This is a genomic window from Micromonospora sp. WMMD956, from assembly GCF_029626125.1.
In the GTDB taxonomy this organism is placed as follows: domain Bacteria; phylum Actinomycetota; class Actinomycetes; order Mycobacteriales; family Micromonosporaceae; genus Micromonospora; species Micromonospora carbonacea.
Genome location: NZ_JARUBI010000005.1, coordinates 2,954,444 through 2,977,546 on the forward strand (window position 1 = coordinate 2,954,444; position 23,103 = coordinate 2,977,546).

Here is a 23,103-nt window from a genome sequence, read left to right on the forward strand (position 1 = left end):
CGCATGGGCCTGTGTCGCGGAGTCGGGTCGGGCTGTCGCATAGGGATAATGCCCGGGTCGCCTGTCGAAGGGGTGGCGGGAGGAGCGGGTCATGCCGAAGAAGCGCACACCTCGTCAGCGTCGCGCCGCGCAGCAGCGCGCACGCCTGCAGCAGCGGCAAGACGTGGCTCGGCAGGAAGAGTTCCACGAAGAGCACGCCCGTCTGGTCCTGGACCGGATGGGGGACCCCCGGTTCGTGCAGCGCACCGTCGGCGCGGACGGCGTTGCCACGTTGACGTGGGACGCGGGGTCCGAGGCGGGTACCGAGTTGCGTGAGGGGTTCCAGGCGCAGTTCGCGGCGTTCCGGGAGAAGTTCGGCCGTGAGCCGGGGCCGAAAGATCCGGTGTTCTTCGACCCGGACGCTGACGAGCCGACCCCGTTGAGTCAGCGGAACTTCGATGACGCCGTGCACCACATGCTGAAGGCCGCCGAGGACGCGGGGGTGGACCCTGCGCCGATCCATGCCTGGCGGGAGGTCGGCTACCTCGTCACGGAGGAGAACCAGCACCTGTTCAGCGCCGCCGAGGTGCAGGCGTACGCCGACGCCGTGACCCGCCACCGAGGCGACATCGAGGAGATCGACCTTGCGTCGACGGTCGAGCTCTCCGCTGACGGGCTGCGGGACCTGATCGACGAGACAATCACCAGCGGCATGGAGGAACCCGCCTGGCGGCTCGGGGAAGCCCTCGACCACGCAGACGACCCTGACGCAGTCGGTCTCGCCGCGACCACCCTGACTGCTGTTCTGATGACCTGGTTGACCGGCGCGAAGGCAACCGCTACCACTGACCTCGCCGGCCCCGCGCTGGGATGGATCCGCCAGAACCTTGATGACGAACCCGCCGACCAGGCATTCCAACTCGCGGGCCTTCTCGGTAGCCCTCTGGCCCCAAACCTGACCGTCGACGAGGCACTCGACCGGCTCGGCGACGCGTTCCTTCCCGCCCTGATCTGGCTCGTCGCCGGGTTGGTTGCCACCGAGGCGAACGGCGACGTGGAATGGCTCACCCAGTTCGATCCCGACATCGGCCAGGACGACGAATGAGCGCCGGACGTTCTGTGGTCGACAGCACGGTCAGTTACACCGGCGTCGAAGGGCGAGCCTCAGGCGAACCCGACTCGACGAAGGAGTTCGGGTAATCTGTGGTCCAGCGGGCCGTTAGCTCAATGGCAGAGCTGAGGACTTTTAATCCTTAGGTTCTGGGTTCGAGTCCCAGGCGGCCCACCATCTGAGCTGGGAAAATAGACCAACATCGCTGCCTTCCCTGCGGGCATTTGTCGGTTTTTGGGCTTTGGTGTGCGAACACCCGGCGAGCACCCAGTTCGGGGATAACAGCAGGCGACGTGGCGCGTCGCCGCTGGTCGGGGCGGAGTCCGGTGTCGTGGGGCCGCGTGCGGGTCGCCCGTGTTTCGCGGCGGCGCGGGCTGCGTCTGCTCTGGCGAGGCCATCTTTGGCGTCGGTGTTGGCCGTATAGGGCGGGGCGACGAGGGCGGCTTCCCGCGATAGCGGGCCGGTGTGGGTGTCGGGGTTAGGTGTGGTGACGAGCCGGATGCCTGGTGCTGGTCCAGGCCGACCTGAGAGGGTGGTTCGGGAGGCTTTGTCCGATGCGGGTTTGACGGTTCGTTAGCGGCCCTGGTGGTGGGGGTTACGCGGACGCCGTCGGCGGGGCCAGGGTGAACAGTCCGGCCTCGGGTTCGGTGAGGATCTGGCGGGCGACGAGGCGTTTGAGCTTCGCGCGGAGATTCTCGGTGTCCTTCGCGGTGGTGCCGGCGGCGAGGGCCTGGCAGATGTCCTTGGCGCGCATCGGTGCGTTGGCGCCGTGGAACACGGCGAGGATCTGTTGGTAGGCGGGGCTGGCGACGGTCGGGTCAGCAGGTGCCGCCGGATCGAGTGGGCCGCCCAGGCTCAGGAGCGTCTTGCGGGTGATGGCGAGTTCGGCGACCTCGGTCTCGGCCGCGGTGAGCTGCTCGTCGAGGGAAGCGATCTGGGCGCGGAGCCGCTCGACGGCCAGGCCGGCGGCGTTCTCGCGTTCGGTGAGCAGGGCCAGCAGCGTCGGCTGCGTCACCGTTGGTCGCGCCAGGACGTGGTGGCGGTGCCGGTCAACCGGCGGATGAGGTTCGCCGTCGAGGCCCACCAGGTGCGTGACACCGCGGAGGCGGGTCGGCTCTCGTACTCGCGGACCAGACGGCGGTGCAGCATCAACGTGCCGTTGGTCTGCTCCACCACCCACCGGCGCTTCACCGGCACGAACCCGGCCGTCGTGTCGGACCGCAGGACCTGCTCGACATCGATACCTCGGACCGCGCCGTGGATCTGCACGTCGTCTTTGAACCCGGCATCGACCCACGCCTTGGTCACCGTCGGCGTGTGCGCGAGGACGTTGTCCAGCAGCCTCACACCGATCGCATTGTCGGTGACCGACGCCGCGGTGACCACCACCGCGATGATCAACCCCAGCGCGTCCACCGCCAGGCCCCGCTTACGGCCCGGCACCTTCTTCGCCGCGTCCTTGCCGGTCGTCGCCGCCGGGACGTGGTTGGCCGCCCGAATCGACTGAGTGTCCAGCACCACCGCGGTCGGATCCTCCCGACGGCCGGCCTTCTCCCGCGCCTGACACCGCAGCAGATCATGAATCACCTGGTCAGTGCCGTCGTCACGCCACTGGGCGAAGTAGTAATACGTCGCGGACTTCGGCGGCAGATCGTGCGGCAGGTACGCCCACTGACAACCCGTCCGGTTCTGGTAGAAGATCGAATTCACGATCTCCCGCAGCTCGTAGCGACCCTGATGCCCCGACACCGACGGATGCCGGTCCTTCCACGCCTGCAGGAACGGACCCACCACCGCCCACTGCTCATCGGTCAGGTCACTCGGATACGCCGCACGCTCACCCATGATCAGCCCAACGCCGGCCGGACCTACCGGTTACGACCACGGCTCACATTCACATGCCAGCCCAAACCCATATTGGACGAAAGCTACCGAACCACCCTCTGACCTTGAGGGCAACGCCCGCCCGGCGGGTACTGGAAAGGCCGTCTGGCTAATCGCAGGCTCGACTCCCCCGGCCATACCGGGTGCTGTTGATCTGGCTGCCCGCCGACTCGTCGAACGTCGAGTTGGTGCTCGGCGCGACGGACGCCGTGCTGCGTGAGGCGGACGAGTCGATCGACCTGACCGTCGCTGAGCCGCCGTGGGCGCTCAGGCGAGGCGGGCACATCTCTGCCTATCGGCGCATACGGCCGACTCCGCCTTGTCGGATAGCCGCTTGGACCTCGCCGCGGCACCGCCAAGGGTCCTGGACGGGGCACCGCCCGACAGTATCGGCACTTCGACGACGGTTCAGGCCGCACTAGCGCGTGATGCCGTTGGCCGTGCGGATGACCGAGGTTCTAATGTAGGGCCCGCCCACTCGTCGCCTCGGCCCTGGAGGTCTCATGCGTGCCACCAGGCAAGAACAGACCGGCGGCGCTGGTGTGTCCCATGTAAAGGAGAAGTTCCAGGACATCAACTGGGGCCCAATCGAGAACACTGAGCATGACCTCGGCGTTGACCTATTCGTGCAGGTGCGCGACGAGCGGCGATTCGACCGCGTGGCCTTGGTCGGCGTCCAGGTCAAGGCTGGCGACGCGAAGTACTTCGCCTCGCCGGCGAGGAGCGAAGCTGGGGATGTCACCGGCTGGTGGTATTACGAGCCTGGCGCGAAGCACTTCGATGACTGGGTTCAACATGGCCTGCCGCACCTCCTCGTCCTTGTCACGGATGGGCCGGGCCGGACGGCGTACTGGGTCCACGTCACGACTGACAAGATCGCCAGAAGAGGGAAGGGCTGCAAGATCCTGGTTCCCGCGTCGCAGCGCATCGACTGGGACAACTTCGACGCCCTCATGACCGCCGCCACCTCAGCGAAGGCATCCCCAGACCTGCAAGGCTCCCTGTACCGCGCAGGGCCGAACGCCGTTCCGCCCGCGCGAGCGCTACGCCATGCCCTGCTCGCCCCCCGTCTCATCGCCCCCTCAGCCGCGCGGACCGGCTATGACAAGACTTTGTCACCTGAGGAAGCCATCGCCCTCATCACCGGTGGGCGCACGCAGGATCTTGTCCGATACACCCGGAAACGAAACATCATCGCCGGGACGACCTCGCCGGCAGACCTCAACCGCGACATGGTGAAGGCGTCGGAAACGTCGAAGGACTGGCGATGGCGGCTGTTCCACGCCCTACGAGCCTTCGCCCTGCACGGAGACACCGAGCCGGCCGTACGGCTTGCCGCTGCAAGTGCGGCTGCGGATAACGTGTCTGTCGAGCGCCGCGCCGCCGCAGCCGTCGTAGCCGCCACGGCGTTGATAGACCTCGAACGGTGGGACGAGGCTGCAGAAGTCCTCGCGGGAGTTCAGGCACGCGATGATCTGCTTCCCGTTGACCATGGTTGGGTGCTCACCCACCGAGCCCAGGTGTTCGTCGAACAGAACGATGTCGCGCAGGCCCGGGTCCTAGCGGCTGAGGCATTGAAGACCCTGAGCCGCGACCTCGACGATGTGACTGCCCGGGCGATCCGTGCGGCGGCTGCTGCCGTTCTTCTGTCGACATCTGGGCTTGCCGGGGAAGGGGACAAGCAACAAGAGTACGTGACCAGCTTTGACACGGCGGTGTCCTGGTGGCGCAGCGGCGAAGTAGCTGCCGCCCTAGACAGCTACGACGACATCTCGTTCGACAACTGGAGCCGGTCTGCGGACATCGGGGCGGAGCTGTCCGAGGATTCGCAGGAACGACTGAGTGGTGCTTGGTTGGCTGCTTACCTGAGTGGGAACCGTGCGGCGGCCACCTGGCCGCTCACCCTTCGGCTGCGGCACGAATTGCAGCACCAGGAGATTGGATGGCGTGACGCCCGGTGCGACGAGGACACCTACGGCAGCGCGGGCACCGCACCTACCGCGTCGGGTGAGGCGGCCCGGCGGATCGAGGTGGCGCTCGACGCTCTCCGCAGGCACGGGCAACACGAAGATTTGAAAGTTGCCGTTGCGCGGTTGTGGGCTGCTGGACCTGCCGAACCGATCCGCGCTGCGTTGCGTCGGAGTGTCGATCGAATGTGGCGAAGAAGCACCGCCCGGGCCCACATCGCACTCCTCACTGGGGGCGGTGATCTCCTGGAACCCGAAACTGCCGACAAGGCCGCCCACGACTGCCTTGAGGTTCTCGCTGACGTCTCGGCGTTCCGGCAGCGGGTACGGCCCACCTTCACGGAATGGTACTTCATTCCCAAAGCGCTGCACGCGGTGCTTCCAGCAGCCACAGACACTTTGCACGTCGCGGCGCTCGAATTGCTTCTCGCCCGCATGAAGGCGGGCCACCCCGATCGAGAAGCGGACCTGCACGCCCTTGCCGTCAACATCCGCAGTGATGTCGCAGCCCGCCAGCGCGATCGTGTCCGGCGGGCCGCTGTGGCGCAGGAGGGATATCTGTCTGCGCTCTTGCTGAAAAAGCTCTCCTCCGAAGGCGATACCGAGGCCCTGGTGGAACTCCGGAGCCGGGCGGATGCCGGGAATCACGAGGCGGCCGTCGCCCTAGGCGCACCGGTAGGTCTTGGTGAGCCCGCGGCACGGACCATAATCGGACGTGATGTTGAACAGTGTCGCCGGCTAGTGGCCGACGCTAGAAGGGGTTCTTTCGCTCCGACGACAGTCGTACGGGACCTTCTCGTCATGAACTTGGCCTTTCCTGGCCTCGCGGACTGGGACCCGGTGATCGAAGCGCTCTTCGATCCCCTCGTTGCCCCACCGGCCAAGGCGGGCGCCGCCAGTATCCTCACGACGTCGATCAATGTCCCAGGCCGCATTCGAGCGCAGATGCGACAGCGGTTCGTGGCGCGAGGACCAAGCGCGATCGTGAGCCATCCGTTCCTCAGCGCGCATTTCGGCGACCTCACGGCCAAATCCTTCGCACTCGCCTTCAGTGTCGGCGCCGTGGACAACGCCTGGGCATTACGGCAGGTTCTGACGTGGCTCCGCGGTTCGGCCGCGAAACGGCGCGGCGCATCTGAGATCGTGATGGCGCTTAGCGCCAGCGCGGAAAGCCCCACTATCCAAGGTGCGCTGGTCGTGCTAACCGGCGACTCACAGCACCAGATCAGAAGTGCTGCCACCGCCGCCCTGATCCGAGGAACCGCACCAGGTGCCCACCCGGAGGTCGAGCAGGCGATCCTGGCCGCCGCATCAGAGAAAGGCTGCGCCGTCCCTCTCGCCGTCGCCGGCGCGTTGGCTCGAACCGAGGAAGCATGGACGGGCCGTTCTCACGTCCGCGATCTGCTCAGCTCCCATATCTCAGCACGTGTACGCAGCGCCGTCACTGACACGTCAACGCCCACCTAAACGGAGCAGCGTTGGGATCAGCGGGCAGGTTAGGATGGCGTTCTGGTCTTACACTCGCTGTATTCAAGAACGGAGCCAGCGTAGCTTCCGGCCGCCCCAACTCCGGTCGTGGCCGGCTTCGTTAGTGAACACCGCCTGGCGCAACTCTCACAGCGCATATCTTATGCTGCAGGTCGTCACGGCGTTAATCGAAATCGCCCGGGCGATTCAAATCCTTGGCCCGGCTGAACTGAACGTATTTCCAATCGCCTGCGCAACAACGCCAGTGAGCCAACGAACGAGATTCCGGGATGAAATGCGCTGATTCCGGCCAGGGTTGTAACCGTCGAGATGCGCTCTTACCGGGTTGGGTCGGACATCTCGCGTCATCGAAGCGGATACGTGAATCGGTCGATATTGGCGCGAAGGTGAAGTGAACGCCCAGTTTGGGGCTATCCGCTGCGGGACGGAGGGTTCGGCGCGACTGTGCCGTTGGAGCTGCGGATCAGGACACCGGCCGCTGTAGCAACCGGCACGGTGGAGTTCGTCAGCCGGCGCCGGTGCCGGCCGTGTCCTCCGCCTGGCTTCGCCAGCGCGCGAGGTCGTTGCGGGTGTACAGGGTCTCGGGGTGGTCGGGTCCGAGGATCCGTAGGTTGTCGGTGAGGAGTTCGGCGCAGGCGGTGGCGGCGCCGACCGCATCCCCCGCCTGGCCGCGCCAGAAGGCGAGCTGGTGGCGGGTGATCAGGGTGTGCGGGTGGTCGGGGCCGAGGACCCGCAGGTAGTCGGCGAGGAGTTCGGCGCAGGCGGTGGCGGCGCCAGCCGCGTCCCCCGCCCGACCGCGCCAGAAGGCAAGGTTGTTGCGGGTGTTCAGGGTCTCGGGGTGGTCGGGTCCGAGGATCCGTAGGTTGTCGGTGAGGAGTTCGGCGCAGGCGGTGGCGGCGCCGACCGCATTCCCCGCCTCCCCGCGCGAGGAGGCGAGGTGGCTGCGAGTGACCAGGGTGTGCGGGTGGTTGGGGCCGAGGATCCGCGACTGGTCGGTGAGGAGTTCGGCGAAGGCGGCACCGGCCCAATACCCCGCCCGATCGCGCCAGATGGCGAGGTTGCCCCGGGTGATCAGGGTGTGCGGGTGGTTGGGGCCGAGAATCCGCAGCCGGTCGGTGAGGAGTTCGGCGAAGGCGGCGGCGGCGCCGGCCGGATCCCCCGCCTCCCCGCGCGAGGAGGCGAGGTGGCTGCGAGTGACCAGGGTGTGCGGGTGGTTGGGGCCGAGAATCCGCGACTGGTCGGTGAGGAGTTCGGCGAAGGCGGCGGCGGCGCCGGCCGGATCCCCCGCCTTGCCGCGCAAGTGCGCGAGGTTGTTACGGGTGGTCAGGGTGCGCGGGTGGTCGGGGCCGAGAATCCGCGACTGGTCGGTGAGGAGTTCGGCGAAGGCGGCGGCGGCGCGGGCCAGATCCCCCGCCTTGCCGCGCCAGAAGGCGAGCTGGTGGCGGGTGCTCAGGGTGCGCGGATGGTCGGGGCTGAGATGGTGGATGGCGGTGGTGTGCAGGGTGTGGAAGTAGTCGATGGCGGCGCGCACCTGGCCGGTCTCACCGAGGCTGTCGCCGGCGGTGAACAGGACCCGGTGGGCGCCGTCAGCGGTGTTCCACAGCAGTGGGCCGATGTGGGCGTGCAGGATGGCGGTGTTGTCGCGCAGGGCCTGGGCGTGCTCCCGATCGCGTTCGACCTCAGGCCAGACACCTTGCAGGGCATCAGCGGCTGTGACTGCCAGGCCGGCGGTGTGCGCGGTGGGGGTGGCTTCGCGAACCACACGCTGCAGCAGCCCGTGCACCCGGACCCTGCCGTCGTCGATACTGGCGAGGCTGAGCTTGGCGAGGTTGTCTAGGGCGTCGGTGACGTCATCGTTGTCGACCGGCACGCCGGTCCAGGCGGTCAGGTGGGTCAGGACGGCCGGGGTGATGAACACCTCGGCGGGGATGCCGTTGGGGTCGAGCAGGGCGGTCAGCTCCAGCACCGGCCGGGCCACCCCCGCCGGTGCGAAGCCGTTGGCGCGGTCAATGGACAGCGACCAGGTGGCCGCGACCGGGTACGGGTAGTCGTCCGGCAGCACCCGAGGAGCCAGAGCCGCCAACTGCCGACGCCGGTCGGCGAGACGGCGGCGGTAGCCGGCGCAAGTCATCCCGGTGTGGTCGAGGATGTACGCGGCGGCCTGCGCCAGCGCCAGCGGAAGGTGCCCCAGATCGTCGGCCAGGTCTGTGGCCTGGTCCAACCGGGCCGGGTCAACGGCGAGTTTTGCGGTCAGATAGTCCATGGACTCGGTGGGGGTGAACACGCCGACGTTGACGCGCTGCCGGCCAGCGGTTAACGCGCTGTCGGTGCTGCGGGTCGTGACCACCGTTCGGCCCCACCCGGTGACCGGCGGCCACAGACCCCGCAGATCGTTCGGGTCGGTCACATCGTCCAGAACGACCAACCACCGCCGTTCGGCGCTGGACAGCCAGGCCAGGAACCGGGCGGCAGCCTGATCGGAATCAGCGTCGTCGACGCCGGTGATGTCGCCGGCGGCCTGGGTGTAGGCAGTGAGCACCGCCGAGCGGGACGTCGCCGACACCCACACCAGCAGATCCACATCCTTGGTGTCCCAGAGCCGGTGGGCCAGAGCGGCGGCGAGCTGCGTCTTGCCGACCCCACCGAGGCCCGCTGCCACCTGGCACACCACGGCACCGGTACCGGCCAACGCTGTTGCGAGGGTCCGGTCGGCGGGGCGTTCCTGCCGGCAGTGCGCCACCGGTGGCACCACTCCCACCTGGCACGGCCAGGCCACGACCGCACGCCCGTTGACCGTCACCGGCCCGTAGAACGCTCCGGTGGCGCCGGAGTTGGCCGGGGTCGTAACGGGGGGACCGGTGCTGGTACCGGAAACGGGCGGTCCTACACCGTCCCCGGCGAGGGAGGGGGGACCGGCGGCCCCTGCTGAAACGTCACCGGCGCGTAGAACTCTCCCATCGCACCGTAGTTGTTGGTCACCGTGTAGACCCCGGCCCGGGTGCCGGCCGGATCGGCCTGGGCGAGGAGCGTCCTTGCGGCGGTAAGGACCTGCTCGTCCGCGTCCGCGCCGCAGGCGTGCAGATCATCGCCGATAAGGGCCTGCCACACCCTCGGCCGGGTTTCCTCCGCTTCCAGGGCCCGCACCGCCTCGTTTCGGCCGGACAACCGCCTCACCAACAGAGCCTTCAACCCCGTATAGGCGTCCTGCACCCCACTGGTGATACCCGCCGTCGCCGCGGCCGCCAACGCCGCCACGATCAACTCCACCCCGGTCACCCACCCACCCCTCCCACCACAAAGGACAACCAGAGTGTGACACCACGCACCCACGCAATCACCAGTACCCGTCCGCCTCGACACCACGGTCGGCACGCCTGGGTGCACCGGACCTCCAGACGGATATAGAAAGTAGTCACTCACGCGGCGCTCTTATGTCCTGAGCGGGGAACCGGCGACAGTCGAATAGGCGATCTCACCAGTCGGGTGGCCTACCTGGGTGTGCGGCCACGACTCGGTCGCCCGCACGGCCGCCCGTGCGCTCCCGAACGCCTCGGAGGCGGCGCGCGGCGAAGAAGGCGAAGATCAGCGGCGTTCGCGGCAAGGGCGACACCAGCCGCACCGTGTTACTCGGCACCGACGGCCGCGCCGCCCTCGCCGATTACCTGGAACACGAACGCCCGACCGACGCCGACGTGAGCGGTGGGTGTTCCGTGGGTGATCGGATGCCAGCGGCCCTGGACGGATTTCACGCCTAGAATCTGGATTTCCCCTGCCAGTAACGACGAACTTGGCGAACACAATGGGTAATGACTGCTCTGACCTGCTGATACTTGGCAGCAACCTCCCGGATTCGAAGGTGAGAATTTGGACGACTGAGCTGTACGCTCAGTAGCGGGGGAGAAAGACGCACACCGGGGATTAAAAGTCCTCAGCTCTGCCATTGAGCTAACGGCCCGCTGAGCCACAGGTTACCCGAATGCCTCTCCCGGGTCGGGTCCGCCTGCGGGAAGCTCCTCCGGTCCCGGGGTGCGGCCGGACACGCTGGAAGCCGCTCCGGTTGCAGCCCCGATGTGCCGACTGCCCGCAGCGGCTCGCGGGTCGGGGCGGTCGGGATGTCGACGTACGGTCAGCGCTGCGACCAGTTAGACCCCGGCCCGCGCGGGCTGCTCGTCCCCGCCCGGCGCGAGCGCCGGCCGGGTGGCGCTCCCGGCTACGCGGGCGGTGGGTGGCTCGTCGGCCCCGCTCGTTGCTCGACCTCGCCGCAGGGTGCTGCCTTCGGAAACTTTCAAGCCTGGTGCCCGATAGTTTCTAGCTTCCGGAGCGCATCCAATTGACGAACTTCCATGTCAGGGCGTAGCGTCCAGCTAGAAACGTTTCTGGACGAAGCTCTGACCCGGCTCTACATCCCCACGCGAGGAAACAGAGCGATCCGGGACGGCGCGTCACCCGGCGCGGAACGACACTGCGGTCGTAAGCCGCCGATGGGCGGCCACCGTGCCGGTCCTCGGCGACGACACGATCGTCCCGACCGGCGGCAGCGAGGGCTTCACGGCACCTGTTTCGTCGGCAAGCCGGCACCGGCCCGCCCCCAGCGAGCAGCGGTCCACCGGCCGTGCCGGCAGTTTCGTCGATCCCCGAGAAAGGTCCCCATGAGGAACAAACGTCTCGCGATCTGGGCAACGATCGCTCTCCTCGTCTTCGGAGGCGTCGGGACCGGTGCCCTGGTGGCGCCGGTCTACGGTGCGACCACCGTGGCCGGGGACGGTCCACCCGGCCTGGCCGCCGGCGGCTGCGTCGCGGAGCCTGCCCCGACCGGTGCGACGAGGAGCCCGCTCTACACCGTCACGGCGGACGCCGCGCCGCTGTTCGTCGAGAAGATGACCAAGTACGCCCCCGAGATGCAGGTGCACTATGCGCACTGCTCCATGGCGGGCGCGGGCACGGCCGCGTTCTCGGTCACCGTCGCCGAGGGCTTCAGCTCGTACACCGTCAGCCCCAAGAGCCGGAAACTCGCCGTCGCCCGCAGCGGCAACACCATCACCTTCAACAGCGGCCCGAACTACCTGATCGTCCAGTTCGACTCCAAGGAACTGCTGTTCGTCCTGATCGACGCACCCGAGACGGACGCGCCCCAGCTGGGGGACGCCGACGTCAAGAACCTCGCCGACTACGGCGTCGACAACACCGGGGCGACGCTGGTCACGGCCAAGATCCAGAGCGCCATCAATGCCGCGTCCGGCGCGACCCGCAACATCCTGTACGTGCCGCCGGGCCGGTACCAGGTCGGTGAGCTGTGGATGAAGAGCAACATGACCCTGTACCTGGCAGCCGGTGCGGTCCTCTACGGCTCGAACCAGAAGGCGGACTTCAACACCGGCAGCGGTGGGGTGAACATCGAGGGCATGCAGCACGCCTCCCTCCGGATGTACCAGGTGAGGAACGCCAAGCTGCTGGGTCGTGGCGTCATCGACGGCAACGGGAAGTACCTGCGGGCCCAGGGCATCAATCTGGCCGTGCTGAAGATCGAGGAGAGTGCCGACATCCTGGTCGACGGCGTCACCGTCCGCGACTCCAGCTACTGGAACACGCTCGTCTACCGCAGTGACAGGGTCACCATCAAGAACTACAAACTGATCAACTGCCGGCCCACGACGGGGTACAACAACACCGACGGTGTGGACTTCGACGAGTCGACCAACAGCCTGCTGTCGAACGCGTTCCTCTACACAGGCGACGACAACATGGCGACCAAGAACGAGTCCGCCAGCGGCACGGTCAACACCAGGAACGTCATCCACGAGCACGTCGTCTGCTACAGCAACTCCGCCTGCGCGAAGATCGGCACCAAGACCGAAGGCACGTCGATGGACGGGATCGTCTTCCGCGACATCGACGTGGTGAAGGCGGGGCGCTCGATGGTGATCGACGCGGTCGACACCGCCGTCGTCTCGAACACCCGGTGGGAGGACGTCAGGGTCGAGCAGACCGACAGCCTGATCGACCTCCAGGAGGATCGGCCGCCGTCCTGGCGGACGGTGAAGAACACCTCGACCATCCGGAACGCCTACTTCACGAACGTGTCCTCCGACGTGAAGAAGGTCGTCAACCTGCACGGGAAGTCGTCGACCGTCAACATCAGCGGCGTGCACTTCAGCAACTTCACCGTCCAGGGCAAGCCGGTCACCAGCCAGACCGACTCGGACGCGACCTGGAACATCAACGCCTACGTCTCGAACATCACCTTCTCCACCGCACCCCCGACCACCCCGCCGCCCACGACCCCGCCCCCGACCACTCCTCCCCCGACGACCCCGCCTCCGACCACTCCTCCCCCGACGACCCCGCCACCGGGCCAGTCCGGGGCCTGCGAGGTGGGCTACACGATGAACTCCTGGAACGACGGGTTCACCGCCAGCATTCGCATCACCAACCGTGGCAACTCGGCGATCAACGGTTGGACCCTGACGTTCACCCTGCCCAACGGACAGGCCCTCACCAACGGCTGGAACGCCACGTACACCGGTTCCAGCGGTCAGATCTCCGCACGCAACGTCTCGTACAACGGGGCATTGGCGGCGGGCGACTCCACTGAGATCGGCTTCCAGGCCACCCACACCGGCAATACCGGCAAGCCCGGCTCCTTCGCCCTGAACGGCGTCAGCTGCGCCATCTCCTGACGCCGGCATCGAACCGGCCGGTGTGGCCGCGCCTGTCTCGGGCGCGGCCACACCGGCCGACCACGCAGAGCATCCGTCCTCCGGTTCGCCCGTCTGCCCGGCGCGGCCCACCGTCGGGTACGGCGACTCGGTCGGGGTGCTGGTTGGGGACGGGGTCGGGCCGGTCGGTGTGGGACCGCCGGACCCGGTCAGTTTCCCGAGGAGCCGAGCTGTCGCGCCTCGGCGATCGCCGCCTCGACATGCTGCCGGGCGGTGCCGGTGCGCTGGACCACCAGGACCAGAACCTGCCTGATGCCGTCGAGGGACTGGAGCAGCGGACCGGGCTGCCCACCCTGAAGGATCATCGCAACGAGCTGCTGTGCCTCACCGACCTGGGCGATGACGCCGGCCGTGACGTCGCGCGCGCTACCCACCGCGGCCTGAACAGGGCCCAACCCGGCGATCGTCTCCTGCGAGGTGGCCTCGCGCGGCACCGCCGCAGTCGCCTTCGCCGCCTCCCCGATCGAAGCGGAAACACTGCCCAGGCCGCCCTGAACCGCCGCGATGGCGCTGCCGACCCGCGTCAGCCCCGCCGCCACCGCGACGAAACCGGCACCCGCAGCCCGCAACGCCACCTCCTGCGCCTGATCACGGGCAGCAGCCACCAGACCCTGCGCACGCTCGACACCCACCGAGAGCGCACGCAACTCACCGGTGATCCTCTCGATGTGCGACACGGAGCCGACTCCCCGATCAAAGACAGAAACCGCATTCGACCCGAAACTACCGGCACGCCACCACGACCACCAGCCGCCGCCGGTGGACCGGCAGACGCTCCCCGTCTCCGACGCGGATGGACTCACCGTGCTGGACCGCGATCTCGCCCTGACGGGCGTCGCGTTGATCGTGCCGTAGCGGGGGGTGCAGGCGAAGCGGGAGCGGTTGGAGAGTCCGGCAGCCTCATCAGCAGACCTGCGCAGGCATCCTCCTGGCTGTGGTGCCGGTTGCCGTCGTCGGCAGAGGGACGGCTTCTCTCGGTCGGAACAGGGCCTCGTCTCGCCGTGCTGGCGACAGGACGGGGCGGGTAGCTTCCGGCGGGGCCCGGCTGGCCACGCCTGCCGGAGGGCCGCCAGCGTCCGGAGTATTCCGGGATCGGTGTCTCCGGGCGAGTCGCTGCATCGAGAGCGCTGGAAGGGAGTGTGCGCTGCCGGCCGTGGCCGGCAGCGCACACGTAACGCAATCGCAGTAACTGCGTTAAGTAGTCAAAGCTTTCAGAAAGTCATCGAGTTGATCAGCAGGTCCATGACGTGCGCCCCAGTGGAAGCGACCCACTTATACCAGAACGATGAATACACTAGGACTGTCTCCGTCTCGGGCATGTGCAAAGCGAAGTTATGTGCTAACTCCGAGTGAAGTGCCGATAGCTTGGTGGCGATGCCTGCGATGGCCAGCGCTATCAGCGTTGGTTCGATCATGAGGGTGGACGTTATCGCCTCAGGGGGCGGTAAGTCGATCCGTTGGAGGCGGTCGATCGCCTGTCCGAAATGACTGCATGGCCCTGTTTGTGCAGGATGCCTTATTGCTTGATTCGTGGGTCTCTGTTGAGAAATAGATGAGAATCTGCTGCTTTGCGGCGCTTGCTGAGGGCTCGGAGCTGTTGACTGAATGCGTTAGGCTGATCGAAACCTGAAACGCCTAACGTCTATGTGAATCCTGATTCGGGGGGCGCGTGTGGAGGATCAGGTAGTCCTTGCTGTCGCCACGGCGTTGTCGACCAAGGGGGCGGAGGCGCTCGCGGCCGGTGCCCGCAGCGCGATCGGCTCGCTGTTCCAACTGGTCCGCGCCCGGTTCGGGGCGGAAACGCAGGAGTCGGCTGTTCTTGATGCCGCGATCGAGCATCCGCAGGAGCGTTGGCGACAGGCCGCGCTCGCCTCGGCTCTGGCTGACGTGATGGCCCGGGATCCCGACTTCGCCGCTGCCCTCGACGAAGAGTGGCGCAGGCTGTCGCGGGCGGGCGTCGTCGCTGTTCAGGGCCAGGTGGTGAACCACTTCAGCGGGACGGCCGGGAAGGTCGTCCAGGCGCGTGACGTGCAGGGGGACATCATTTTCTAGGCCTGCCCTCAATGGGTCTTCGGCGAGTCGTATGGGGGCGCGGCGATTGGGAACGGAATTCCGCGGGGCCGGGGAAGCGGTAACGTCCGCCACGTCCAACGAGCAGTCGGGTCACGTGTCCGGATCCAGCATCCAGGCCGGCGTGATTCACGGGGGTGTGCATTTCAACGGCGTTCCCGCCGATCGTTTTCCGATTCCCCGGCAACTGCCTGCCCCGTCGCGGAATTTCACCGCCCGGCTGAGTGAGTTGTCAGCACTGGACAGCCTGCTCGCTGAGGGCGCAAACAGCATCGCCGTGCTGTGCGGGCCCGGCGGCGTGGGTAAGTCGGCGCTGGCGAGACAGTGGGCCCACGGCAATCGGGATCGGTTCGTGGATGGTCAGCTCCATGCCGACCTGCGGGGGTTCAGCGGCGACCGGCCGCTGGATCCGGGGGTGGCGCTGGGCGCCTTCCTCCGGGCCCTCGGGGTGGCGCCGGACCGCATCCCCGTGGACCTGGCCGAGCAGGTCGCCCTCTACCGTTCGGTGACCGCGGACAGGTCGCTGCTGGTGCTGCTCGACGACGCGTTCTCGGCGGGCCAGGTCAGGCACCTGCTGCCGGCCTCGACGTCCGCGGTGGTGGTGGTGACCAGCCGGCGTCGGTTGACCGGGTTGCTGCCCGACGGGGCCTGCATGCTCGACGTGGGTCCGTTGCCGGCCGAGCAGGCGGTGGAGCTGCTGGGGCGGGCGGTGGGCCCGGAGCGGATCCTGCGGGAGTCCGGGCCGGCCGGGGAGTTGGCGGGGCTCTGCGGCGGGCTGCCCATCGCGCTCGTCGTGGCGGCCGGCCTGCTTGCCTTCCGTCCCAAGCTGACGGTGCGACGGATTGTCGCCGAGCTGGCCGACGAGGCGCAGCGGCTGGCCCGGCTCTCGACGGTGGACGGTTCGCCGATCAGGGCGATGTTCCAGTGCTCGTACCAGGCGCTGACGCCGGAGGCGTCGGTGTTGTACCGCAGGCTGGCCCTGCACCCGGGGACGGAGTTCGGGGTGGACCTGGTCGCGGCGGTGGCCGACGCGGGGCCCGGCGGCGCGGCCCGGGTGGCGGCGCTGGTGGGTGAGCTGCTGGACGCGAGCCTGCTGGACGAGGTGTCCGAGGACCGCTTCCGGCTCCACGACATCCTTCGGCTCTGCGCCCGCGAGGTGGCGGAGCAGCACGAACCGGAGGCCGATCGGCAGGCGGTGGTGCGCACGATGCTGGAGTTCTACCTCGCCGCCGCGCGCCGGGCGGATTTGGTGGTGACCCCCTACCGGCGGCGGCTGCCGTACACCTTCCTGCGGCCCCTGGAGGGGCCGCCCGAGTTCGCCGACCGCGCCGCCGCCCTCGCCTGGCTGGATCGGGAGCGGGGCAACCTGATGGAGGCGGGCCGGGTCGCCTTCGGCCTGGGGCACCACGAGCTGGCCTGGCAGCTCAGCGACGTGATGTGGCCCCTGCTGCTCTACGTGAAGAACTACCGGGACCGGCTGGAAATCGATGATCTTGGTGTTCGGGCGGCCCGCGCCTGGGGAAACGTGTGGGCCGAGGCGGACATGCTCAAGCGGCTGGCGCGGGCCCACAGCCGGGTCGGCGCGTACGACGAGGCCGAGCAGCACGGGCAGGCGGCGGTCGACCGGTACCGCCAGGCGGGCGACGCCCAAGGGGTCGTCGACGCCGAGGAGGGCCTGGCCACCCTCTACGCCGACACCGACCGGGAGGAACAGGCGGCGGAGGCGTACGCCCGGGTGCTCGCCGGGCGGCGGGCGCTGCCGGACGCGCGGAGCGTGGGCCTGTCCTGCCTCAACCTGGGCATGCTGCTAACCCGGACCGGTCGACCCGCCGACGCGCTACCGCTGTTGACGGAGGCCGGGGAGATCTTCGCCGGGCTGTCCGACGTCGACCCGTACAACGCCGTGCGGGTGCTGTCCGGGCTGGCCGCCGCCCACCTCGGCCTCGGTGACCTGGCCGCCGCAGAGCGCTGTGCCACCGAGGCGGTGCGCCGGATGGCCGACCTCGGGTCGGACAACGAGCGGGCAGAGGCGGTGGTGCTGCTCGGCCGCGTCGCGCGGCGTCGCGGCGACGACGAGGCCGCACGGCAGCACTACCGGGAGGCCGCCGATGTCTTCGACCGGCTCGCCTCTCCCCGGTTGCCCGCGGTGCTCCGCCTGCTCGACGAGGCGGGCGGCGGCGCGGGCGAGGCGTAGCGCGTCCGGTGCGGTCCGTCGGTGGTGGAGGGTTCCGGCGGCCCAGCGGGTGTGCAGCAGCCGGGCCGCCGCGGCGAGCAGCCCGACGGTCAGCCGGCCGGGCGGGGCAACCTGGCCGAGATCCAGCGGCGGGCCGTTGCGTACGCCGACGGTGACGTCGCCCGCCGGGGTGCCGACGACGGCGAGGGCGATCCCGGGGCAGGCCGTGAGCAGGCTCGCGCCGACCCGGGTCGGATCGCCGCCGGTGACGGTCACCACGACGTCGGCGAGCCGTGCCGCGCGGGGCAGCGGCGGGCCAGCCGGCGGCAGCGGGCGACCCGGCGGCAGCGCGACGACGACGGGCTCGGCCGCGGCGCTCATGCCCGGCCGTCCAGCGGCACCGGCATCGGCACCGGGGCGGTCTGCCGGTGCCGGCCCGGCTCGGCAAGCTGGAGCAGCCGGTAGATGGTGCGTCGCAACAGCACGCCGGCCTCCCCCGGCCGGGCGGTCAGCGCGGCCATCACCGCCTGCGGGTCGACCGTCGCGGCCGGGGCGAGCTGGGGTGGCAGCGGCCGGTGCGGGTCCAGGTGAGTCGCGTTGGTGGCGAGCAGGTGCTGGGCCGTGCCGGCGGCGGGCATCGACCGGGGTGCGGGCAGCAGCAGGGTCGGGCGTCCGATGGCGGCGGCGTAGGCGGTGACCGAGCCGTGGTCGCCGATGACGTGGTCGGCGGCGACCACCGGGCCGCGCCAGTCGACGGTCGGATCGGGCAGCAGCAGCCCGCCGTCGCGGCAGTCCCGGAGCCAGGCGCGGATCTGACGGTGCCCGTGCGCGTCCCACACCGCTGGGTGCAGGAGAGCGGCGATCCGGTACCGCTGCTCCGGCAGCTGCGTCATCAACTGGGGTAGCAGGTCCGGCCAGCGTCCGAAGACGCCGTCCCGACCCCAGGTGGAGGAGACGACGACGAGTTCCCGCCGGTCGTCCAGCCTCAGTTCCCGGCGGTAGTCCCGGCGGTGGGGGAGGCTGGCGACGAGCCGGTCGACGCAGGGGTCGCCGACGACCACCGCGGCCTCGACCGCCTCGGGGCACTGCCGGCGCAGCACCTCCAGCTCGCCGTCGTGGGAGAGGGCGAGGGCCGTCGGGAGCACCCGCCCGCCGTGGGTCAGCCGCTGCGCGTCGAGGCCGTACACGGGCGGCTCCGCGAGCACCGGTCCGCCGAACGGCGCGGGGCGCACCCGTTTGCTGTGCCCCGCCCCGTGGGCCATCACCAGCAGGGGGGCGTGCAACTGGTGCAGCCCGCCGTAGGCGGCGGCGAGGCCGAGGTCGAACCGCTCCCGGACGGCCTGGTGCCAGGGCACCACGAGGGCGCCGAGCCGGTCGAGGAACCGCCGCACGTACGGGTTGAAGACGTCCGGCGCCACCGTGAAGACCAGTTGCACCCGGGGATCGCTCTCGACGAGCTCGATCACGTCCAGCAGCCGCTGGCAGCTCGTGATGGTGTGGGCGACGACGAGCACCGTACGGCAGCCGGATCGGCTCACCCAGCGACTCGCGTCGATTCCGATCGGGCTGGCCGACCATTCCAATGACGTCATTTGCTTCCCCTCCGGCGCGCTGTCTGGACGGGAATCAGCGTCGAGTGGCCGGTTGCGGATCACCTTGTCGGTCGACTTGCAGTGGGCTTGCAGGAGGCTGGGAAGGGGAATGTCTGATTTTGGACTCTGTGGAGAAAGGCCTGTGGCTTTCGGTCGGCCGGATCAAGAATTGATAGGTGAACGTCGATCAAGATCTAATGGGGGCGAGAGCTGATGGAGTTCACGATTCTGGGTCCCACCGAACTCACGGTCGACGGGCGGGCGATCCCGCTGGGGGCGGCAAAACAGCGCGGCCTGCTCGCCGTCCTTCTCTATCACGCCGGTGATCCCGTGCGGGTCGAGACGATCGTGGAGTTCCTCTGGCAGGACTCCGCAGTCCATGCCCGACGCCCGCTGCTCTACACGCTGGCCAGCAGGTTGCGGTCGACCCTGCGGCTGGTCGGCCTCCAGGATGCCCTGGTGCGGGTGCCCGGCACGGGCGCGTACCGGTTGGCGGTGGATCCGGAGCTGGTCGATTACCACCGGTTCCTGCGATTGACCGCCGAGGCGCGGCAGGCAATTGATCGGCATCAGCATGATCGGGGAATTGCTCTGCTCACCAGGGCAATCGAGATGTGGCGGGACGACCCGCTCGCCGACCTGCGCGGCGCGCGTTGCGAACACCTGCGGCGGGATATGCGGGAGAAGCAATTCAGGGCGGAGAAACTTCTGGCGGAGAGTGAGTTGGCCACCGGCCGGCACGAACGGGCGTTGACCCGGCTCGAACCATTGCTGATCGAGAACCCGCTCGACGAGGGGCTGGCCCGATTGTGGGCCGCCGCACTGCAGGCGGCCGGTCGTACCCAAGATGCGCGGGACTTCGTCGCCGCCTACCGGCGACGCTATCGCCGGGCGATGCGAACCGACCCGGTGCTGGACATGGCGGCCCTCGAAACCGCCGCGCCGGCGCGGAGCCAACCCGCCGCCGCGGACGCAACCGCGCCGATGCCCCGGCAACTGCCGAACGACGTACCCGACTACACCGGGCACGCGGCACTGCTCGACGAACTGGACGCTCTCGCCACCGGCGACGGCATTGCGAAGGCGGTCGTGCTGACCGGGATGCCCGGAGTCGGCAAGACGACCCTCGCCGGGCACTGGGGGCACCGCCGGCGGGGCTGGTTCCCGGACGGGCAGCTCTACCTGAACGCGGAGGCGCACGGACCGGCCCCGCCGGTCCGCCCGCAGGAGGCGCTGCACCGCTTCCTCGTCGCCCTCGGCGTCCCGGCCGAGCGGGTGCCCGCCGAGGCCGAACGACGCCTCGATCTGTACCACCGCCTGATGAGCGGGCGGCGGATGCTCGTCGTGCTCGACAACGTCGTCGACTCCGACCACGCGCGGCAGCTCCTGCCCCGCTCCGAGACCAGCTTCACGGTCGTGATCAGTCGCAACCGGCTCCCCGGGCTGAGCGTCCGGCACGGCATCCGCAGCCTCACCGTCGCGCCGCTGTCGCACCTCGAACGACAGCGCATGCTCGGCCGGATCGTCGGAGCAAGACGCACCGGCGCGGAGCCCGCGGCGCTGGAGACGCTGGCCCGACTGTCGGGCGGACTGCCGCTCGCGCTGCGGGTCATCGGCGAGCACGTGGGTTCCCGGCCCGATGCGCGGCTCGGCGACCTGGCCGACGAACTGGCCGGTCGGCTGCTCGACGTCGAGGGCGACGACACCGACGAGATGACCCTGCGGACCGTCTTCGCCTGGTCGGTCAACGCGCTCGACCCGATGCCCGCGCGGCTGTTCCTCGCGCTCGGCCTCTTCCCGGGCAGCACCATCGGGGTCGAGGCCGCCGCGGCGATGCTGGCGGTGGACGTCGCCGGAGCCGAGCGGGCCCTCGACCGGCTCGCCCGCGCCCACCTCGTCGACCACGACACCGTCCGCCGGTACCGGATGCACGACCTGTTGCGCCAGTACGCCGCCGACCGGGCCAGGGAGGACGTGCCACCCGCGCAGCGCCGCGTGGCGCTCCGTCGGCTGCTGGACTGGTACCTGCACACGGCCGTCACCGCCGTCGGCCTGCTGGCACCGGGCCGGCCGGCCGTTCCCGACCTGCCCGAGCCGGGTGGGGTGACGTCGATGACGTTCGGCTCGGACTGTGCCGCCCTGCGCTGGTGCGAGGTGGAACGGACCAATCTGCTCGCCATGGTCCGTCGCGCGGCGGCCGAGGGCTTCCACCGGCACGCCTGGCAGATCGTCGACACCGTGCACGAGGTTGTCGACCGGTCCGGCGACCAGGAGGACACGCGGGAGATGTTGCGGATCGCCCTCGACAACGCGACTGCCGACGGTCATGACCTGGGTCGGGTCGGCACCCTCGTCAACCTCGGCGCGAGCTACTTCACCACCCACGACTACCACCGCGCCGGCCGCCTCTTCACCGAGGCCCTGCGCCTCGCCGGGGAGCACGGCTGCGCCGAGATGCAGCGGGTCTGTCGGCACAACCTCGCCTCCGTACAACTGCGCACCGGGGCGACCCTCGACGCCATCGACACCCTCCGCGAGGTGCTGACCGACTGCCGCGCGGTCGGGGAGGCTACCGGGGAGGCGTACGCCCTCCATAACCTGGGTGATGCGCACCACCGGCTCGGGCGCCGCGACGAGGCACGCGCGTTGTACCAGCAGGCTCTTGTCGTCTGGGACCGGATCGGCTCGCTGCGTGGACGAAGCCTCACCCACGTCCGGCTCGCCGAACTCAGCCTCGAGGCGGGCCAGCCCGAGGTCGCCCTCGCCCAGGGCCGGATCGCCCTCGGCCTGCACGACCGGGTCACCGACGACACCATCCGGTGCGACGCCCTCATCATCTCGGCGGAGGCGCAGTTGCGCCTCGGCCGGCACCGCGACGCGCTGGCCGATGCCGCCCTGGCCCGGGCCGTCGGCGACGAGCTGGCCGACCCGCTGCGGCAGGCGCGCGCCCTGGTCGTGTCGGCGGAGGCCCTCAGCGCGGCCGGCGACCACGACGGCGCCCTCGTCCGGGGCCGGAAGGCCCTCGGTCTCCTCGACGACACGGACCACCCGCAGCGGCAGGCCGTCCGGGACCGGCTCGCCATGTACCACGACCACCCGGGACGGAGGGAGGAGCGGTCGGCGTGAGCCTCCCGGGCGGCGGCCCGGATGCCGTCGGCCGGGCGCGTCGAACGGGCATGTCGGCCGGATGCCGTCCGCCGGTCCGGCGACATCGGGGCCGGGGAGCTACGTCGGCGACGGCCGGTGCCGTGCCGGTCGCCTGGTCACCCGCCCGCCGGCGCGGGACCGGTCGGGCGGGGACGGGCGGGCTCGGGGAACACCGCGGGCGTGCCCGTCACCGGGTCGGGCACGACCCGGCAGCGCAGCCCGAACACGTCGGCGACGAGGTCCGGGGTGAGCACCGCCGACGGGTGACCGGTCCTGGCGACGTGGCCGTCGCTCAGCACCACCAGGTCGGTGGCGTAGCGGGCCGCCTGGTTGAGGTCGTGCAGGACGGCGACCACGGTCCGGCCGCCGGCGTGCAGGTCGGCGAGCAGGTCGAGGACCTCGTACTGGTGGGCGATGTCGAGGTAGGTGGTCGGTTCGTCGAGCAGCAGGATCGGGGTGTCCTGCGCCAGCAGCATGGCCAGCCAGGCGCGTTGCCGCTGGCCTCCGGAGAGCTCCGCGAGCGCCCGGTCGCCGAACTCGGCGGTCCCGGTGGCGGCCAGCGCCGCGGTGACCGCCCGCTCGTCCTGCGCCGTCCAGCGGCTCAGCGCCGACCGGTGCGGGTGTCGTCCGCGCAGCACCAGATCGGTGACGGTCATCCCGGCCGGTGCCTCGACGCCCTGGGGGAGCAGCCCGACGGTGCGGGCGTACTGCCGCCGGCTGTAGCCCCGGGCGTCGCGGCCGAGGACGGCGACGCGGCCTCCGCTCGGCCGCAACACGCGGGCGACGGTGCGCAGCAGGGTCGACTTGCCGCACCCGTTCGGTCCGATGAAGACGGTGAAGCTTCCCTCGGCGACCCGCAGGGTGACGTCCCGGCAGACGGTGCGGCGGTCGTAGCCGACGGTGACCGAGTCCAGCTCGATCGCGGGTGGGGCGCTCATGGTTGCCTCCGGGGCGGCGGATGCGGTGCGGGACGGGG

13 protein-coding genes, 1 tRNA gene and 2 pseudogenes are annotated in these 23,103 nt (G+C 69.5%); 8 read left to right on the forward strand and 8 right to left on the reverse strand.

The window, feature by feature from the left end; all coding sequences use genetic code 11:
- Positions 1 to 91 precede the first annotated feature (91 nt).
- Entirely contained in the window at positions 92 to 1,084 is a 993-nt protein-coding gene (locus tag O7628_RS13660; RefSeq protein WP_278130813.1) for a hypothetical protein, read from the forward strand.
- A 108-nt stretch (positions 1,085 to 1,192) separates the two neighbouring features.
- Positions 1,193 to 1,267, forward strand: a tRNA-Lys gene (locus O7628_RS13665).
- Between the two features lie 418 nt (positions 1,268 to 1,685).
- Here O7628_RS13665 and O7628_RS13670 read toward each other — a convergent pair.
- Entirely contained in the window at positions 1,686 to 2,105 is a 420-nt protein-coding gene (locus O7628_RS13670) for a hypothetical protein (RefSeq protein ID WP_278127552.1), read from the reverse strand.
- Positions 2,102 to 2,935: an IS5 family transposase gene (locus O7628_RS13675; RefSeq protein WP_278127551.1), complete on the reverse strand. Its 834-nt coding sequence runs from the start codon at positions 2,933 to 2,935 to the stop codon at positions 2,102 to 2,104. The genes O7628_RS13670 and O7628_RS13675 overlap by 4 nt, the downstream gene beginning before the upstream one ends.
- A 542-nt stretch (positions 2,936 to 3,477) precedes the next feature.
- On the opposite strand from O7628_RS13675, the gene O7628_RS13680 reads away from it, so the two are divergent.
- Positions 3,478 to 6,408, forward strand: coding sequence for a DUF4365 domain-containing protein (locus O7628_RS13680; RefSeq protein ID WP_278130815.1), 2,931 nt, complete (start codon positions 3,478 to 3,480; stop codon positions 6,406 to 6,408).
- Between the two features lie 526 nt (positions 6,409 to 6,934).
- Here the strand turns inward: O7628_RS13680 and O7628_RS13685 are convergent.
- Positions 6,935 to 9,088, reverse strand: a complete 2,154-nt coding sequence (locus O7628_RS13685) for a tetratricopeptide repeat protein (RefSeq protein ID WP_278130817.1) — start codon at positions 9,086 to 9,088, stop codon at positions 6,935 to 6,937.
- Positions 9,089 to 9,312: 224 nt separating this feature from the next.
- Positions 9,313 to 9,705 carry a hypothetical protein gene (locus tag O7628_RS13690; protein WP_278130819.1) on the reverse strand — a complete coding sequence of 131 codons (393 nt, stop codon included), beginning with the start codon at positions 9,703 to 9,705 and terminating at the stop codon, positions 9,313 to 9,315.
- A gap of 1,649 nt (positions 9,706 to 11,354) precedes the next feature.
- Between O7628_RS13690 and O7628_RS13695 the strand changes: the two are divergent.
- Together O7628_RS13695 and O7628_RS13700 are read left to right on the forward strand one after the other, a co-directional pair.
- A pseudogene (locus tag O7628_RS13695) lies at positions 11,355 to 12,605 on the forward strand (glycosyl hydrolase family 28 protein); the annotation flags it as partial.
- A 72-nt stretch (positions 12,606 to 12,677) separates the two neighbouring features.
- Positions 12,678 to 13,106: pseudogene (locus O7628_RS13700) on the forward strand (cellulose binding domain-containing protein); the annotation flags it as partial.
- Between the two features lie 188 nt (positions 13,107 to 13,294).
- Here the strand turns inward: O7628_RS13700 and O7628_RS13705 are convergent.
- Entirely contained in the window at positions 13,295 to 13,822 is a 528-nt protein-coding gene (locus tag O7628_RS13705; RefSeq protein ID WP_278130820.1) for a DUF6244 family protein, read from the reverse strand.
- Between the two features lie 534 nt (positions 13,823 to 14,356).
- Positions 14,357 to 14,560, reverse strand: a complete 204-nt coding sequence (locus O7628_RS13710) for a hypothetical protein (RefSeq protein WP_278130822.1) — start codon at positions 14,558 to 14,560, stop codon at positions 14,357 to 14,359.
- Positions 14,561 to 14,816: 256 nt separating this feature from the next.
- Here O7628_RS13710 and O7628_RS13715 point away from each other — a divergent pair, with 256 nt between their 5' ends.
- Both O7628_RS13715 and O7628_RS13720 read left to right on the forward strand, forming a co-directional pair.
- The gene (locus O7628_RS13715; protein WP_178062903.1) at positions 14,817 to 15,197 is read left to right on the forward strand and encodes a hypothetical protein; all 381 of its coding nucleotides are present in this window, start codon (positions 14,817 to 14,819) and stop codon (positions 15,195 to 15,197) included.
- A 370-nt stretch (positions 15,198 to 15,567) separates the two neighbouring features.
- Positions 15,568 to 17,409: a tetratricopeptide repeat protein gene (locus tag O7628_RS13720; protein WP_278130825.1), complete on the forward strand. Its 1,842-nt coding sequence runs from the start codon at positions 15,568 to 15,570 to the stop codon at positions 17,407 to 17,409.
- Between the two features lie 356 nt (positions 17,410 to 17,765).
- Here the strand turns inward: O7628_RS13720 and O7628_RS13725 are convergent, their stop codons facing one another.
- Positions 17,766 to 18,926: a hypothetical protein gene (locus O7628_RS13725; RefSeq protein WP_278130827.1), complete on the reverse strand. Its 1,161-nt coding sequence runs from the start codon at positions 18,924 to 18,926 to the stop codon at positions 17,766 to 17,768.
- 267 nt (positions 18,927 to 19,193) lie between these two features.
- Between O7628_RS13725 and O7628_RS13730 the strand changes: the two genes are divergently transcribed.
- Positions 19,194 to 22,106 (forward strand): BTAD domain-containing putative transcriptional regulator, encoded by a 2,913-nt coding sequence (locus O7628_RS13730; protein ID WP_278130828.1) that lies wholly within the window; start codon positions 19,194 to 19,196, stop codon positions 22,104 to 22,106.
- 137 nt (positions 22,107 to 22,243) lie between these two features.
- Here O7628_RS13730 and O7628_RS13735 read toward each other — a convergent pair whose 3' ends face one another.
- Complete coding sequence (locus tag O7628_RS13735) at positions 22,244 to 23,065, reverse strand: ABC transporter ATP-binding protein (RefSeq protein ID WP_278130830.1); 822 nt, start codon at positions 23,063 to 23,065, stop codon at positions 22,244 to 22,246.
- Positions 23,066 to 23,103 lie beyond the last annotated feature (38 nt).

Coding starts and splice junctions, on each gene's coding strand:
- O7628_RS13660 (WP_278130813.1), top strand. CDS start 92: ATGCCGAAGAAGCGCACACCTCGTCAGCGTCGCGCCGCGCAGCAGCGC.
- O7628_RS13675 (WP_278127551.1), bottom strand. CDS start 2,935: ATGGGTGAGCGTGCGGCGTATCCGAGTGACCTGACCGATGAGCAGTGG.
- O7628_RS13680 (WP_278130815.1), top strand. CDS start 3,478: ATGCGTGCCACCAGGCAAGAACAGACCGGCGGCGCTGGTGTGTCCCAT.
- O7628_RS13710 (WP_278130822.1), bottom strand. CDS start 14,560: ATGATCGAACCAACGCTGATAGCGCTGGCCATCGCAGGCATCGCCACC.
- O7628_RS13730 (WP_278130828.1), top strand. CDS start 19,194: ATGGAGTTCACGATTCTGGGTCCCACCGAACTCACGGTCGACGGGCGG.
- O7628_RS13735 (WP_278130830.1), bottom strand. CDS start 23,065: ATGAGCGCCCCACCCGCGATCGAGCTGGACTCGGTCACCGTCGGCTAC.